Genomic DNA, 15,885 nt, shown 5'->3' with positions numbered 1-15,885 from the left:
GTTTTTATAATATTATTATAGGGTTATTTTTATGTTCTCAATAAAACACATTAGTATTTATTTTTGCCTTTTGTTTGTATCGGCATGTTCTACAACTCCTCCTGTAATAGACAAAACAACCAAATATGTTGGTAACGAGATTGAAATAAGTGGCTCTGATTATTTTCAAGAGTTTAAGTATCGTTAATCGATCAGATACTGGAGTAGGAGTGGCTCTGAAGGCGTTTGAATTAGTTTTATCAGGCTCAGCAAGTGGTTTTGATAAGCATGATTTAGTAGGCAATGAGATAAAAGATTTAAAAAATCAAGAGATAGGAAAGAATCCAATATATGAAATACAAAAGAATATAAAAAAATATATCGATGAGTATGCACTTAAAAATAATAACGATGAAATTACTGAGAGAAAATATTTCAGACCTATTTATATAAGACCGATAAAACCTCATTGGTCATTAGTTTATGATGCTTCTGATGCTAAAATTAAAGATGGTTATAATCTTAATTTTGGTGTAAAGATGGTCAGAGTATTAAGGCAAAAAATTCTCAACAATCAAATAAAATATGAAAAAGCTGAGACTGTTTGCATATATCAAAGCAAGCCGCTTGATCTGAATGATTGGAAGGCGAATGATTACCAAAAAGTTGCAGAATATAGAGAAATAGCTATTAACAAATGCACTGAAAAACTTTTACAAAATCTTTCTAGCTATTTAGTTCCTGCGTATGAAGAATGACTAATCTAACAAAATAAAAGTATTATGATTTTAAAAAAATAAATGTAAAAACCCCGATATTTAAATTGGGGTTTTTTATTGAGAAAAATATGAACATTAATGAACTATTTACAAATGACAGTGGGCGATTGAGCACAACCAACACTATGCAGATGATGAGTGCTATTACGTTGTGTATTAGTCTTTTCGTGTCGTTGTTCTTGGATAGATCAGTGACTGGTGAGCTAGCTATTGCGGTGGCAGGCATGGAGACATTGACAGCAACGAGTAAAGGTTTTGTGTCTATAAAAAAGATAAGTCGTTATAGTTTTTATTGATCAGCAAACATATTTTATTTATAATATATATAGGTTATTCTAATGAAAAATAGAGGTTTTACATTAATAGAATTAATGATCGTTGTCGCAATTATAGGCATATTATCTATGTTTGCATTGCCAGCCTACCAAGATTATACAAAAAGAACTTATGTTGCGGAGGGCCTAGCGCTTTCTAGTGCAGCAAAAATGGCGATAACAGAGACTTTCTCAACTCAAGGAGTATGGCCATTATCGAATGTCGCGGCAGGTTTGCCAAGTGTTGATAATATAACAGGGCAAGCTGTTGCTGGTATTGGTGTTGCAAATGCTAATGCAATTGGAGGACCATCAACATCTTCAATTATTATTTATTATAATCAAAAAGTTACAGGTCATGTAGCAGCACCCCCTGTTAATAGTAATGATTATGATAATGGTTTGGTATTGATTCCTGATGTGGATCCATCTTTAGATATATCTTTATATGGATCTATCAAATGGAAATGTTTTGCGTATGATAACGACAACATTCAGTTGAAATGGATTCCATCTTCATGCAGGTCTACTTTATAGTTAGAGTTTCAAGCCAAAATACCTTGGGTGAAAAAATGAGTAAAGTTAAAACAATAGCATTAACAATACTAGGCGCATTAAGCGCCTTTTTTATGCTTGTAATTCAGCGAAAGAATCGAAAGATTGAGCAACAAGAACAGCTGCTTAAATCCAAAGATCAACAAATCAAAACACAGGAATTTATTAATGAGGAAAATGACAAAACAATCGTTAATAAAGGGAATGCTTCTAATATGTCTGATGATGCTGTTGCAGGCGTGTTCAAGCAAAACGGATGGGTCGAAGATTGAGTACAAAGCAATCAACTGTGCTGGATGGTCTGAACCAGTAAAACTGCCTAGTGATACAAGTGCTGAGATAATGAAAAGATTGTATCCAATCTATGTGAAGCTTCAGGATTGTATAGATTATCGAAAGTTAAAGCTCTCTTCTAGTGATAAACAAACCAAACGATAACACTGCAAAGAATATGGAAATAAATGCATATATCAAACGCTCAGTGTGCTCACACCATGCTTGATTAGATAGTTCTCTTAATGGGCTTCCCAAAAAGTACAGTTCCAAGAACAGATTAGCAGCAGCAAGTACCGAAATGATTGCTGAGATAGTAATCGCAATAGTTAATTTAACCGTCATATTTATCTCCTAGTATTTGGTTGATTATGATAAATCTTTACACTTATTGAAACAGATAAATATATGGCAGATCATTTAAAAAACACATTTGAAAAATATCAATTTTGGGCGTTTACAGCCATGGCAAGTATCTTGGCTGGGATTGTCCTGAATTCACAGGCAGATACAAATAGACGACAAGAAGAAACACAGCGTGAGATAGTTGCTGTGTCAAAGCAAGTTGCTGTTGTGGTGGTAAAGCTTGAATCATATGAGATGGCTCAGCGTTCACTTCAAGACGAAGTTAAGGAGTTGTCCAAAAGAGTTGGAACATTAGAACGTGACAATGGTGAGATTAAACAACAATTAAGTAAATAATGGAGATGGTATGTTGAAAAACTTAAAAGGTACTCCCCAAACCAGTAACCATGCGGGGGACGTGGACTCGCAGTCTCTGTGTATATTTGGATTGAAACCTCACTTACCTTTCTTTAGGGAAAGTGCTTATGAAAGTTACTTACTCAGGATCTTGAGAAAATATTCAAAGTAACTCGAAAACTATTATCCAAGAATGGGTGACAAAGCATGGAATGCCTGTACATAAGCGTGGCGGATTAGGTGCAGGAAATAAATATATTTTCGATTTATCCGACGTCATTGCTTGGCACATAAAAAGGGAAGTTGATGCTAGAACTTTTGACGAGGAGCTTGCAAAGCCTCTTGATCTTTTAACATTTGAAAAATACAAAATTACTCGTATGGAAAGAGAGCATATGGAAAAAACTCTCATCAATAAAAATGATTTTATTGTGGCTCTTTTTACAACGATGAAAAATTTCAGAGAAGCCCTTTATCAAATACCGAACATACTAGTAGATGATTTTGAATTAGATATTGACCCTCTTGAAATCCAAAATCTATTTGATGATGAATTAACAAAAATTTATGACAACATCGGAAATCTTACAGGCGAATCAGAGGGAGTTGATTCTAGCGATATTTAGGGCAATATTACCGCCTGAACGAATTGGCACAACAGAATGGGCCAATAAATATCACTACTTTCACCCAACTGAAGGGGCAACCCAAGGTAAGTATGATTGTTCACAGATTCCCTACTTGACCTGGAAAGGAAATCCACATGAGTCATTAGATGATCGAAAAACACACGAAGTCTGCTGCCAAAAGTCGGCACAGGTAGCGTGGACAACGGGTATTAGTGGTAATTATATTGGTATGAGAATTACTCACGAACCATCGCCGATGCTAATCATTTTTCCAAAAGAAGGTGCTGCTAAAGATTGGAATCGTGAAAAGTTAGTACCAATGATTGAAGCAACTCCGATTCTTAGTGAGAAAATCAATCTTAAATCAAAATCCAATACATGGGGTCATAAAGAGTTTGAGGGTGGATTTTTCAAAGCGGTTGGTTCCAACTAAGCATCAAGTGTTAAATCCTCTCCTATTCCAATCATTATTATTGAAGAGCCTGATGACTGTAATCAAAACTTGGGTGGTCATGGTGATTCGATCGCATTAGGTAAGGAACGTGCTAAATCATTCAAAATAAGCCTTGGTCAAGTAAAGTTTATTATTGGTGGAACACCAACAATCAAGAAATTCTCAACCATTGAACGTGAAATGGAGTTGTCTGATAAGCGAGTTGGGATGGTTCAGTGTCATGAATGTTTAGAACTTGCCTCACTCTCTTTTGATAACTTCATGATTCCCGAAGAAGAGGGGTTGCATCATCCAATTTTTGGCAATAAGAACCCAGATAAGACTTTTTATGCTTGTCTTAAATGTGGTTGTGCCTGGTCGTTTCGAGAAAAGAATCGCAATCTTTATCGTGAGGCTAATCATTGGTTGGCAACTGCAGGCATTGCAGGCTTTTATCTGAATGAGCTTCATTCGAAGTTTGAAGGCTCAAGTTTCAAGATATTGGCTGAAAAGTGCTTAACAGCACAGTATGAATTTAAAGAACTAGGAAAACCCGAAAAGCTTATCGCATTTATTAATTCAAGCAAGGGTGAAGCTTATGAGTAGAAAGTATTAGTTTTTGAACAGCTGTTTTTGGACGTGAATGCAGTGGACTCAACGGGAAACGCACGCAATAATTTTGCACAAAAAAATGGAAGTAAAAATAGAAGTAAAATTTAATTATATTATGAATTATTTCTTTGTATATCAATTTAATATATTAATTTTATGGAGTACGCCGCGCCTTCTTTATTGACTACAGATCTCTTAATTAATATATACGCTTGAGTATATTATGATGCTCTAGATATTATTGGTAAAGCGCAAGATCCTTCAAAGCATAATGGCTTATTCATTCGGGAAGAATTTAGATCGTTAGTTAGAAAGGTAGGTGATGTGCTTGTCTGAAGCTTAATAATTTATAAACTGTCCAAGTTTATGGAGGCAGTTCATAATTGAGGCTTTTATTATATTCTAAATATAGTACAAATTTTATTTTAAAAAATACGCCGCAGATTTTGGGAACTACGACGTAAAAATAGGGTTAGGCCCTAACCTATCTGTGACTGATAGGTAGCACGACATGATGAACTGGAGTTAACAATGCCGCACTGAATACACAGTAACATACATGACACTTATCAACTAATTAAATATTCTTTAATTTTCTTGAATTTTTCGAACAATTAATTTTCAATGTGTTACATTGGACTTGCAAAAGCAATACATAATAAAAGGAAGTAACACAATAATGATTAACAAAACCATGTATTCAATGCTTATTAGCTTTGAATGCCCTGAGTGTAAAAACTCAACGTCTCAAACAGTAAGAAAAATCGAAATTAACAAAAAATTGGGCTGTAGTGTATGTTGCAATAAAATAAACATCAGCAGCCACGATTTAATGCAAAAAATAGATAGCTTAGCCTAACAACACAAAGCCCCACTTAAGGGGCTCAACTTATATAATTAGCTTTCTACCATGCAGTTAATTGACAATCAGCTGAAGTCACTAAGCGTGAAAAGTTGGTTTCAGCTGCACAACCCCAAACAAAACTACCATCTGCATTACCAAGATTAAGATAAAACGTACTAGCATTTTTATTGCCACGTTTGAAGTAATCTTTTCCCTTTTGTGACATATCCACAGTAATGGTACATACAGTAGGGTATTGTTTATTTCCAACTTTTACATGACTTCCACCTGTTTGGCCAGCATGCCTAGAAATGCCCTTTGTGCTAATTGAGGCTACATACGGACTGCCTATCTCGTTAGGGTTAATCACTCTATCTTTACAAAATCCTTGTGTTGCATATTCGTCTACAATTGCACTTTTTTGAGCATGCAATAATCCTATAATCTCTTCAAATCTAACTCTAGCAATATGATTTTGATAAGCAGGAGCAGCAACCATAGATAAAACACCTATAATTGCTACTACAATCATTAACTCTATCAATGTGAATCCTTTGTTATTCATTAAATTTTCCTATGCTCTAATTATTATAAAAGCAGGGTATAGGAAAACTGTTGGCTAGACAATAAAAAAAACACATTAATGCACATCTTTTTACAACCTACAAGAACCACTAGTATGTTCATAACATTTAAAACTCAGATAGGTACTTTTCATACATTTCTATACGACCTTGTGCTTCTTTAATTTTATATTCAGCCTCAAACACATCTTCTACATCATTTTTTCTTTGAGCCTTACCAAGTTTATATTCTGCTTTAGCTAAATCTTTTTTGGCATCTTCAATTTTTTCCATGACTTCTAACTTAGAGTTAGTTGCATAATATTCTTTGGCTTCTTTTGAATCTAACGGATAGCCACCGCCACAATATTTTTTAACATTACTTATGCCACGTTCTAATCCAGAAATTCTATATGAATTACCGTATTGTTTTGCATATTCTAATTGTTTTTCTAGAGCTTGTAATTTCTTTTCACATCCATAATTATCATCAGCAAAACTTGGAATGCTAAAAATTCCTGAAACAACTACAATAAATATTAATTTTTTCATAAAGCCTCTCTGGGAAAATTTACCTATATAAATATTATATGGCATATATATAAAAATTTACCATGTGATCATTTAATATATATATTAACCTTCCTATAAGCATGATAATCTACCGAAAAACTACACCAAAAGGAGGGTGTCATGCATAACTTAAATTTAGAAGCTCATCTCATTAATGCCAAATGCCCTAAATGCGCCAGAATAATTACTGAAGCAATTAGCAGGCTTAGAAGTAACCTCACTGTTTCATGTACTACATGTAAACATGACTTTAATATTGATGAAAGTGAGTTTCAACAAAAAGTAGAAAAGATTGAAGCTAATATTAAACATCTTAAAGAATCTTTGAAAAGAGCTTAATACAAAAAAAAGCCCTGCCGTTGGGAAACATGAGAGAGTTCTTGGCAGGGCAAGCCCTTCTATACGTTGACACTAAGAGTGACTAATTTCCTAGCTATTAACTTATAAAGCATTTTTACATATTGGTCAATTAATATACAGTAGTACGTTGCGTTCTTGCTTATAAAATAATCCACGTTCATGTATACAACAAAATCAAGACANCTAAGAGTGACTAATTTCCTAGCTATTAACTTATAAAGCATTTTTACATATTGGTCAATTAATATACAGTAGTACGTTGCGTTCTTGCTTATAAAATAATCCACGTTCATGTATACAACAAAATCAAGACAAGTTTTTAAAAGTTTCTATTGCCCTTATCCGGCTACTTTTTAGATCGACAATAGCATTTTTTTGTACTTTATGAATCTGTTTACTATCTAAATGTGATAATTCAGGGCACCATTGACGAATAAAATCTCCATCTGGATCAAATCTTTCAGCCTGGGTAATAGGATTAAAAACTCTAAAATATGGTACAGCATCTGTTCCTGTAGAAGCTGACCATTGCCATCCACCATTATTAGCAGCAAAATCACCATCAATTAGATTTTGCATAAACCAAGCCTCACCTTTACGCCAATCAATTAATAAATTCTTTGTTAGAAACATAGCTGTAATCATTCGCCCACGATTATGCATCCAGCCAGTTTCCTTTAATTGCCTCATAAATGCATCAACAATTGGAACCCCTGTTGCACCATTTTTCCAAGCTTCAAAGTCTACTTCATTATCTAGCCACTGAATCTTTTCTGTTTTTTCCTGAAATGCTCTATTTTTAGAAACCTTAGGAAAATTCCACATAATATGATAATAAAATTCTCTCCAAAAAAGCTCATTAATCCAAGTCAAAATTCCTTCATTACCGCCCCTAAGACTACCTTCATTTAAAACCAAAGCTTCTCTTAACAATGCTTTTACAGAAACAATGCCAAGAGCAAGATAAGCCGATAATCTACTTGTACCATTAATTATAGGAATATCTCTATGATTATGATAATTAAATATCTCTTCTTTTAAGAAGCCTTGAAAAATCTCAAAGGCAGCATCTTCACCTGCTTTATAAGTTAAATCATCCAATGTCTGATAAGGATTAATAGCAATATCATCGCTTATAAGTTCTGTTGTATCTTGAATAGGGATATCGCTATAATTTTCAAATGACTGATGTTCTAGAACTTCTATTAATCGCTTCTTAAAAGCAGTGAAAACCTTATAAGGCTGATTTTCACCATTGAGTATAGACCCTAATTTAACTAACGTCTTGTCATGATAGTGATAAACATTAAAATTATTTTTTTTTAATTTTCTATAAATAGCTCGATCTCTTTCAATCTCATTGATCCCCACTTCATGATTAAAATATAGTGATGAAATTTGATGATCTATCATGAATTGATTAATTAGCTCAGGGGTTTCACTCCAATATTCAACCTCTATTATCTTTAATGGTATATTTTTACTCTCTAGAGATTTTTGAAGTATTTGCAAGTTTCTCCACATAAAAGCTAATTTTAATTTAGCATCATGATGTTTTTCCCATTCTTTATGAGAAACTATAAAAAGTGCAATAGTTTGCTGATTCTGTGTAGCTTTGTACAAAGCTTCATTATCATGAATTCGCAAATCAGATCGAAACCACATTAAAGATCGCATAATACCTCTTAGCTATACTAAAAAATTAGATAATTATAATATAAACTATAATCTTTTAGCCGATTAAACGAGGATTTTTGATGAAAGCGATATCAATCATAACCGCATTACCGTTATTATTTTCATTTGCAGTTGCTAATGAAGTTAAAGCTGTCACCGACTTTGATACCACAAAATATTTAGGTAAATGGTATGAGATTGCTAGATTACCCAACTTTTTTCAAAAGCAATGTGTCTCTGATATTAGCGCGATTTACAGCCAGCAAGAAGACGGCATAGCAGTTTTAAATTCATGCACCAAAAAAGGTAATAAGGTTGATACTGCTGATGGTTTTGCTACTACAGAAAATTCAATTGGCAGCAAGTTAAAAGTATCATTTTTACCAACATACATTCGATGGATTCCATTTACAAAAGGTGATTATTGGGTGCTTAAAATAGATCCTGATTATCAAGTCTCTTTGGTGGGTGACCCTAATCGAGAATACCTATGGATATTAGCAAAAAAACCACATATTGACCCTGCAATTATTGAAGATTATATAAATGCAGCAAAAGCACAGGGATACACAGAGTTAGATCAGTTAATTTATACACAACATACGATAAAATAGGATATAAGATATTTCCGATGAATGCTGTGTTATTTTTTAATACTAACGTATTCCATTAATTTAATGGGAGTGATAATCTTAATATATTATCCAAAACCAAGAAGGAGTTTTTAATAAAGCTATTCTACTCAAGATAAAGGACTCGTGATATCTAAATTATAATTGGTGATGTTTCTTTGATTATATTGGTTATTACATTACAAGACACATTGTTTGCTTTTTTCTTATTGGAATTCAATTTTTAGACAATAGAATTATTCTGTTTCATGCTTATGTGACATTACTCAATTAATATTATTGACATTATATTTAATAAGTAGGGGTACCAAATGGATAAGAAACAAGAGTTACTGAATGGTTGTCCGCATGAAGTACAAAGTGGATGGATGACACGCTCCAGCAAAGTATTAGCAGCCTTTCATGAAAAAATACATAGTGCAGAACGAAAAGAATATGCACCAAGTGTTCAAAAATTAGCAGATTTTATTGAAGGTAATCCTGTTATCAAGTATCTCGTAGAAGATGCTTGTAATAAAAATAAAAATCTAGTTGAAGCTTGTGAAAAGGGACAAGATAATCCTGATCATATTATGATCCCTAGAATTAAAGATACGGAAACGTTTTTACATGGCTTTAATACCATTTTAAAACAAGCGCCTCAGTTTGTAGATAATGAATTGGTTGGTTTGCCTTATTCAGCTTGGGTTGTTGGTTTGGATCCAACTTTAAGTGGGGTTGCACTTTTCAGTTTGCCAATGTTTAACGAAGTTATGAAAGAAATTCTACATGAATGGTTTTTATTCTTAGATCATCCAGAATCAGGTACAGAGTTATTTGGTAAAGAAGGCGAGCAATGGTTATCAGATAAAGCGAAAGCTCAGTATCAATTTGATGATTGGGCGAAAGATTCAGAAACATTGCCATACTGGAAATCTTGGAACTCATTTTTCACTCGACAATTTAAAGATAAAGCAAAGCAACGACCAATTGCTGTCCCAGAATCAAACCAAACTGTTATTTCTCCGAATGATGGTTCAGTGTTCAGATGGCAAGACAATGTATTGGAGACTGATGTATTTTGGTTTAAAGATATGCGTTATTCGATATCAGATATCTTGAGCTCTTCAGATAAAGAGCAGCAAACTTTGATTGATCAATACGATCTTGTGAATATGTTTAAAGGCGGAACCATTTTCCAAACGTACCTAAACCCTTATAACTTCCATAGATGGTGGGTGCCTGTTAATGGTGACGTATTATTCGACCCAATTGTTATTCCAGGTGATTATTTTAACAAAGTGGTAATTCCTGATTTTGCAGGTGCAACAACAGCATCATTGCCATACTCAATCCAAGTTAATGCTCGTGGTTTAATTGTATTTAAAACTGAAGATTACGGTTATGTTTGTTGTTTACCATTAGGAATGGGTGAGGTTTCAACCATTTCATTTGATGAAAAAATGAAAAAAAGTGCGTCTGTTCTGAAAGGCGAAGAGATGGGGGCATTTAATTATGGTGGATCTTCTTTTGTGATGATTTACCAAAAAATACCAAACAAAAAGCTCATTTTCATCGATGCAGAAGGTAACTTGATTCCTAAAGAACCAATTCTACCTGAAGGTAGTGCAAGTGTCGGTGGTATTACGATCAATATTGGTGCACAAATTGGTAAATGGATTGATGTTGTTTAATATATTAATTTATATGTTAAAAACCTGTCTAAATACGATTAGGTAATTCAATAATATTAATCGCTGTTTCTTTTTGGAAATAGCGATTATAAAAGCATGATGAATGTGGTTGATATCTATCTGTTAATTATAATTTTAAAGAAAGGTCAATTATATGAGCACTCAAAATCAAACTACTAGTGGTCAAGTATCTGCAGATAGTCGTGGAGCTAAGCTTGGTCTTCTCGCCTTAATAGCTATTGTTGTCGGTTCAATGCTAGGTGGTGGTGTTTTTAGTTTGCCACAAAATACTGCTGCAAGTTCTGCTGTGGGCCCTGTTCTTATTGCATGGGTGATTGCAGGAATAGGGATTTATTTTATTGCTAACTCGTTTCGTATTCTTTCTGATATACGACCAGATTTACAAGCTGGTGTTTACATGTATGCACAAGAAGGCTTTGGCTCTTTCATAGGCTTTAATGTTGCATGGGGTTACTGGTTAATGACAGCATTCGGGAATGTTGCATTTGCTGTTATTTTAATGGATGCATTCGATGAGTTTTTCCCTGGCGTATTTACGAATGGTAACAATTTAAATTCAATCATTTGTGGTTCTATTTTAATCTGGGGTTACAATTTCCTCGTTCTATCAGGAACAAAAGTTGCAGGATTCATTAATACATTAGGCACGATTGCTAAATTGGTCCCTCTTGTATTATTTGTACTAATTTTGGGTGTGCTGATTGATTATTCACAGTTATTTAGTAACTTTTGGGGTATGGATCCACAGATCGTGACAGAAGTAGGTACGAAGTCAGAACCAGTGTCTTTATTGTCACAAATTTTATCACCTATGACTGTAACACTTTGGGCATTCATTGGTGTTGAAGGCGCTGTTGTACTTTCGGGTCGTGCTAAGAATAAAAAAGATGTTGGTAAAGCAACATTGCTAGGATTCATCGTTGCATTAGTGATCTATATTTTGCTTTCAGTATTGCCTTTTGGTGCGATGACTCAAACTGAGCTAGCAGCAGTTGCAAACCCTTCAACAGCAGGTGTTTTACAAAAAGTTGTGGGTGAATGGGGTAATTGGTTAATGAGCGTTGGTTTGATCATCTCTGTTCTTGCTGGTTGGTTAGCTTGGACGATGGTGTGTGCTGAAATTCCAATGGTTGCAGGGGAAAAAGGTGCATTTCCAAAAGCATTTGCTAAAACTAATAAGAATCAATCAGCGAGCGTTTCGCTTTGGATTAGTAGTGCTGTAATGCAAGCGGCAATGTTGTTGGTATATTTCTCTAATAATGCATGGAACACAATGTATAACATTAGTGCATTGATGGTAGTGCCTGCATATATTACGACTACGCTCTACATTTCTAAGTTATGTTTGACAAATGAATACAGTAAATATGCTAAAACTGGTAAAACACTGGCTGTTATTGGTGGGATTCTTGGTGCATTATTCTGTTTATTTATCTTATATGCAAGTGAAATACAATATGTGATGTTAATCCCATTGCTTTTAACTATTGGTCTACCAGTATTCATTTGGGCACAAAAAGAAAAAAAAGATAATGGTCCTATCTTTGAAAAGTTTGAATATATTTACTTAGGTGTTTTAATTGCGGTAGATATTTTAATTATCATACTTTTTATGAATGGAGTTGTAACACTATAGTGTGATGCATCATACATGATAATGGTCACCCTATTTTCTTAATATAAAATAGGGTGACTTGATAATAAGGAATAAATTTTTTATGAGTAGCAATAAAGATAACGCTCAAAAACTAGGATTGATTGCATTAATTGCTATTGTTGTTAGTTCTATGATTGGTGGCGGGGTAGATAGCTTACCTAAAAGTATGGCGCTTCAATCAGCACTAGGCCCTGTAATTTTAGCATGGCTTATTGGGGGTTTTGGAATGTTCTTTATAGCTAATACATTTAGGATTTTATCTGATATTAGACCCGATTTACAATCAGGTGTTTATATGTATTCACGCGAAGGATTTGGTGCATTTATTGGGTTTATTGTCGCTTGGGGCTATTGGCTAATGACAATATTTGGCAATGTTGCTTTTGCTGTAATGGTTATGGATTCTTTGAATTATTTTTTCCCTGGAAATTTTACAGGTGGGAATAACATTACTTCAATCATTTGCGCTTCCATATTAATTTGGGGATTTAATTTTCTTGTTTTATCTGGTACTAAAAATGCAAGTATTTTAAATACAATTGGAACTATTGGTAAATTAATTCCTCTCATTATTTTTGTTGTATGTGTTGGGTATTTTATAACTAAACATCAATTATTTAGTAATATTTGGGGTGTTGAAAAGATTGATAATGTTAAACCGCTAGGATCAATAATAGAGCAAATTATCGCCCCCATGAGTGTTGTGTTGTGGAGCTTTATTGGTATAGAAGGAGCTGTTGCTCTTTCTGATAGGGCAAAAAATAAAAAAGATATCGGTAAGGCAACAATGATTGGCTTTGTTATATCTCTTTTTATTTGTATATTAATATCCATTTTACCGTTTGGAATTATGTCACAACATGAATTGAGCCAAATACCTACCCCATCAACAGCGGGTGTTTTAGGAATAGCAGTTGGAGATTTAGGTAAAGATATTATGAATATAGGTGTTTTAATATCTGTGCTTGTTGGTTGGCTTGCTTGGACAATGCTTTGTGCTGAAATTCCTATGGTGGCATCCCAAAATGGTACTTTTCCAAAATTTTTTCAAAAGAGAAATTATAAAGGAGCTGCTTCAGCATCACTTTGGTCTAGTAGTATAATTATGCAATTAGTTGTCTTTTTAGTTTATTTTTCAAATAATGCATGGAGAACTATGCTTGATATTTCTGCCGTAACTGTTTTACCTGCATATATTGGTTCAACAGCATTTTTATTTAAAATATGTCTAAATAATAGTTATGAGCAATATGCAAAAAAAGGAAAAATATTTGCAATGCTTAGCTCTGTAATTGGAATTATTTTTTGTTGCTTTATGATTTATGCAAGTGGGATCAAAAATGTTTTGATGGTTCCTTTAATTCTTTCTCTAGGAATCCCTGTTTATCTGTGGGCTGTTAAAGAAAATTCTATAAATAATACGATTTCGTTATCAAGAACAGAAAAAAACTATATGGCAATATTACTTTCTTTAATGATTATATTTTCATTAATATATGTATTTTTTTAATTCAATTTTAAAGGTTAGTTATGTTCTTTTTTATAATATACAAATAGCTTATACCACAAAAGATCCAATCACGTACATTTTCATGTTTTAGGCTAATTTAGTATGTTTTGATAAACAATGCATAATGCAATTATTGATCGTTTTGTGACAGTGTAATACCCCCCGCCTCCACCAAATATCTAGTAAAAAATCACGCTATTTCAATCGCTTGAATTAGCTTTTTTATGTCTGTCCACTTTTCTGTCCACCGAAATGGTTAATAAAAATATACTGCATAAGAAGCGGTCTGCTTTGCTATATAGCTAATTGAATTATTATCATTCAAATAAATGTTTATGTATACGTGCTATGTGTTGACACGCCTCATCATGAAAAAGATCAGTAGTCATCACAATGGAATATACATCGTAATTATTCACCAGTTTATCGGCATTCAAGCGGATATCATCTTCTGGTCGAAAAAAAATCTCATCTGAATTTGTAATGAAGGTTAAATCTGTACGTTGAATTGTTTGATCTACGAGATATCCGGCAATTTCTTTTTCCGTTGTAATTTCTAACCAGACACGCTCCGGTATTTGAATGATTCTAACTGCAACAATCTTAGGACATATGTATGTAGGGTATTTTTCTTGAAGTCGTTGCGTTATATCTTCAGCCATATACTGTTCTGTATGATTTTGACTTGGTTTAGATAATTTGATTAGAAGTGCAATAGCTTTATCAAGTGGATAGCGAAAAAACTCACGCACAGGATTAACGCGATAATCTTTCAACTCATAATGCATTTTCGATTCTAAATCTTCATGATGTTCTGTAAACAGTTCGAAGGCTACTTGGAATGATGTAGGTACGCCTGTTGAGGAGAGTTCTCGTGCCCGCACGCGGGAGTCACGTAGTGTTCGACCGATCTTAATCAATCCAGGCATGCTCGAGTTGACCAAAATATACACATAACCTACAGTCATAGATTCTCTCCTTTTTCTAGCAATATGTCATCTTATCAAAATAAAAAATAGAATTTTAATTATTAATAGGGGGATTACTATGGGAAATGGCATCATATTTGTGTCATGTTTGGACTCATCTATATGAACCATTGTCAGTCACAGTGTTGGTACAAATAAGAATGTTGAGTTTGTTATGACAGCTATTAGCTAAAGTCTGATGAATCTTTTTGAGATCGATATTTTTTATTCTAATAAAGGCAAATAATTTGATAATCAATTACTCGATGATTGTTTACAGGTATTTGATATTCAAAGTTTACGGAGTAAAAAATAGGCACCAGGCTTCTATGGAATACAAAAATGCTCTGACCTTATAAAAAGTGCTTGGTTTTAGGGTGCCATACCAATCTTATATATTGCTATGGTAGAATTGATTCAATGGTTTAATGGTGAAGAATTTAACTAATATCACCCTGTGATTCGTGCAGCTATGTTCCATAATAAATTTGTGAAGATCTATCCATTCAGTGATGGTAGTAGCTGTATAGGACATTTATTGAGTAATTTGATCCTAATGCAAGTAGACTATTTACCTGTCATCATTCGTGCTGAAAATCGTTTGGTTTATTATGATGTTTTAGGTTTATCATGTTGAGATAAAAACCATTCTATGGTGAATAAGCTTTTTATACAGGAAGAATGGAGATCTTTGGAAAGATATTGGGATATCGTAGGATAGTTATAAAGTATTAGAATATTTTTGATATTGCTTTATAAGAGTGATTATGAAAGTGAAAGATGAATTGTATTATAGTTTTTGGAATAAAGTGAGATATGTATGATTACACTTGAAGCTATGAAACCATGGATAATTGAAGCATTAGAAGCAACTGATGGAAAGGCTTGGCCAAAAGATGTTGCTAGGTATATATGGGAAAAATATAGAAAAGATTTGGAGAATTCTGGCGATGTATTGTATACATGGCAATATGATCTACGATGGGCAGCTCAGAAATTGAGACTTGAAGGTATTATGAAAGCTGTCGATGGTAAAAGAAATAAACCATGGGAACTTTCATGTTCTAAATATGAAGGTTCCTTTGAATAAAATTATGGTAGAGCTATTGTGATTTGCCCTACCATTTACAT

Annotated in this window: 19 protein-coding genes and 1 pseudogene; 15 read left to right on the top strand and 5 right to left on the bottom strand. The window is 33.6% G+C overall.

Annotated features, from left to right (window positions below):
• The first annotated feature begins 209 nt into the window (after nucleotides 1-209).
• From BZK16_RS04380 to BZK16_RS04365, 4 genes are all read left to right on the top strand, one after another.
• Nucleotides 210-737: a hypothetical protein gene (locus tag BZK16_RS04380; RefSeq protein ID WP_143691137.1), complete on the top strand. Its 528-nt coding sequence runs from the start codon at nucleotides 210-212 to the stop codon at nucleotides 735-737.
• 89 nt (nucleotides 738-826) lie between these two features.
• On the top strand, nucleotides 827-1,054 hold the full coding sequence (locus BZK16_RS14850; protein ID WP_077927674.1) for a DUF2644 domain-containing protein: 228 nt from the start codon (nucleotides 827-829) through the stop codon (nucleotides 1,052-1,054).
• Between the two features lie 42 nt (nucleotides 1,055-1,096).
• Nucleotides 1,097-1,609: a pilin gene (locus BZK16_RS04370; RefSeq protein ID WP_077927673.1), complete on the top strand. Its 513-nt coding sequence runs from the start codon at nucleotides 1,097-1,099 to the stop codon at nucleotides 1,607-1,609.
• Between the two features lie 35 nt (nucleotides 1,610-1,644).
• Nucleotides 1,645-1,899, top strand: coding sequence for a hypothetical protein (locus tag BZK16_RS04365; protein ID WP_143691136.1), 255 nt, complete (start codon nucleotides 1,645-1,647; stop codon nucleotides 1,897-1,899).
• Nucleotides 1,900-2,026: 127 nt separating this feature from the next.
• On the opposite strand, the gene BZK16_RS04360 is transcribed toward BZK16_RS04365, so the two are convergent.
• Nucleotides 2,027-2,245 (bottom strand): hypothetical protein, encoded by a 219-nt coding sequence (locus BZK16_RS04360; RefSeq protein WP_077927671.1) that lies wholly within the window; start codon nucleotides 2,243-2,245, stop codon nucleotides 2,027-2,029.
• Between the two features lie 63 nt (nucleotides 2,246-2,308).
• Between BZK16_RS04360 and BZK16_RS04355 the strand changes: the two genes are divergently transcribed.
• The 4 genes and pseudogenes from BZK16_RS04355 (at nucleotide 2,309) to BZK16_RS14755 (ending at nucleotide 4,270) form a co-directional block, all read left to right on the top strand.
• The gene (locus BZK16_RS04355; RefSeq protein ID WP_077927670.1) at nucleotides 2,309-2,602 is read left to right on the top strand and encodes a hypothetical protein; all 294 of its coding nucleotides are present in this window, start codon (nucleotides 2,309-2,311) and stop codon (nucleotides 2,600-2,602) included.
• Between the two features lie 212 nt (nucleotides 2,603-2,814).
• Entirely contained in the window at nucleotides 2,815-3,228 is a 414-nt protein-coding gene (locus BZK16_RS04350; RefSeq protein ID WP_077927669.1) for a hypothetical protein, read from the top strand.
• Nucleotides 3,170-4,063 (top strand): annotated as a pseudogene (locus tag BZK16_RS14560) (phage terminase large subunit family protein); the annotation flags it as partial. The gene BZK16_RS04350 and the pseudogene BZK16_RS14560, both read left to right, overlap by 59 nt.
• 27 nt (nucleotides 4,064-4,090) lie before the next feature.
• Nucleotides 4,091-4,270, top strand: a complete 180-nt coding sequence (locus BZK16_RS14755; protein WP_332881368.1) for a terminase gpA endonuclease subunit — start codon at nucleotides 4,091-4,093, stop codon at nucleotides 4,268-4,270.
• A gap of 911 nt (nucleotides 4,271-5,181) precedes the next feature.
• On the opposite strand, the gene BZK16_RS14695 is transcribed toward BZK16_RS14755, so the two are convergent.
• Together BZK16_RS14695 and BZK16_RS04330 are read right to left on the bottom strand one after the other, a co-directional pair.
• The gene (locus BZK16_RS14695; protein ID WP_077927666.1) at nucleotides 5,182-5,685 is read right to left on the bottom strand and encodes a pilin; all 504 of its coding nucleotides are present in this window, start codon (nucleotides 5,683-5,685) and stop codon (nucleotides 5,182-5,184) included.
• Nucleotides 5,686-5,812: 127 nt separating this feature from the next.
• On the bottom strand, nucleotides 5,813-6,235 hold the full coding sequence (locus BZK16_RS04330) for a DUF1090 domain-containing protein (RefSeq protein WP_158076804.1): 423 nt from the start codon (nucleotides 6,233-6,235) through the stop codon (nucleotides 5,813-5,815).
• A 141-nt stretch (nucleotides 6,236-6,376) separates the two neighbouring features.
• On the opposite strand from BZK16_RS04330, the gene BZK16_RS04325 reads away from it, so the two are divergent.
• Entirely contained in the window at nucleotides 6,377-6,595 is a 219-nt protein-coding gene (locus tag BZK16_RS04325) for a hypothetical protein (protein ID WP_077927664.1), read from the top strand.
• A gap of 327 nt (nucleotides 6,596-6,922) precedes the next feature.
• Here the strand turns inward: BZK16_RS04325 and BZK16_RS04320 are convergent, their stop codons facing one another.
• Nucleotides 6,923-8,293, bottom strand: coding sequence for a cryptochrome/photolyase family protein (locus BZK16_RS04320; RefSeq protein WP_077927663.1), 1,371 nt, complete (start codon nucleotides 8,291-8,293; stop codon nucleotides 6,923-6,925).
• Nucleotides 8,294-8,373: 80 nt separating this feature from the next.
• Here BZK16_RS04320 and BZK16_RS04315 point away from each other — a divergent pair, with 80 nt between their 5' ends.
• From BZK16_RS04315 to BZK16_RS04300, 4 genes are all read left to right on the top strand, one after another.
• Nucleotides 8,374-8,907, top strand: a complete 534-nt coding sequence (locus tag BZK16_RS04315; protein ID WP_077927662.1) for a lipocalin family protein — start codon at nucleotides 8,374-8,376, stop codon at nucleotides 8,905-8,907.
• Between the two features lie 329 nt (nucleotides 8,908-9,236).
• The gene (locus BZK16_RS04310) at nucleotides 9,237-10,598 is read left to right on the top strand and encodes a phosphatidylserine decarboxylase family protein (protein ID WP_077927661.1); all 1,362 of its coding nucleotides are present in this window, start codon (nucleotides 9,237-9,239) and stop codon (nucleotides 10,596-10,598) included.
• Nucleotides 10,599-10,752: 154 nt separating this feature from the next.
• Nucleotides 10,753-12,255: a basic amino acid/polyamine antiporter gene (locus tag BZK16_RS04305; RefSeq protein ID WP_077927660.1), complete on the top strand. Its 1,503-nt coding sequence runs from the start codon at nucleotides 10,753-10,755 to the stop codon at nucleotides 12,253-12,255.
• Between the two features lie 82 nt (nucleotides 12,256-12,337).
• Nucleotides 12,338-13,786 carry a basic amino acid/polyamine antiporter gene (locus tag BZK16_RS04300; RefSeq protein ID WP_077927659.1) on the top strand — a complete coding sequence of 483 codons (1,449 nt, stop codon included), beginning with the start codon at nucleotides 12,338-12,340 and terminating at the stop codon, nucleotides 13,784-13,786.
• A 317-nt stretch (nucleotides 13,787-14,103) separates the two neighbouring features.
• On the opposite strand, the gene BZK16_RS04295 is transcribed toward BZK16_RS04300, so the two are convergent.
• The gene (locus tag BZK16_RS04295; protein WP_077927658.1) at nucleotides 14,104-14,754 is read right to left on the bottom strand and encodes a GIY-YIG nuclease family protein; all 651 of its coding nucleotides are present in this window, start codon (nucleotides 14,752-14,754) and stop codon (nucleotides 14,104-14,106) included.
• Between the two features lie 457 nt (nucleotides 14,755-15,211).
• Here BZK16_RS04295 and BZK16_RS14550 point away from each other — a divergent pair, with 457 nt between their 5' ends.
• Nucleotides 15,212-15,391 carry a Fic family protein gene (locus tag BZK16_RS14550; RefSeq protein WP_269845020.1) on the top strand — a complete coding sequence of 60 codons (180 nt, stop codon included), beginning with the start codon at nucleotides 15,212-15,214 and terminating at the stop codon, nucleotides 15,389-15,391.
• A gap of 183 nt (nucleotides 15,392-15,574) precedes the next feature.
• A complete protein-coding gene (locus BZK16_RS04285) occupies nucleotides 15,575-15,844 on the top strand; it encodes a hypothetical protein (RefSeq protein ID WP_077927657.1) in 270 nt (89 codons plus the stop codon).
• Nucleotides 15,845-15,885 lie beyond the last annotated feature (41 nt).

The organism is Wohlfahrtiimonas populi (genome assembly GCF_002006795.1).
In the GTDB taxonomy this organism is placed as follows: domain Bacteria; phylum Pseudomonadota; class Gammaproteobacteria; order Cardiobacteriales; family Wohlfahrtiimonadaceae; genus Wohlfahrtiimonas; species Wohlfahrtiimonas populi.
The sequence above is the reverse complement of the archived record's forward strand: the minus strand, read 5'-3'. Positions and strand labels throughout refer to the sequence as shown.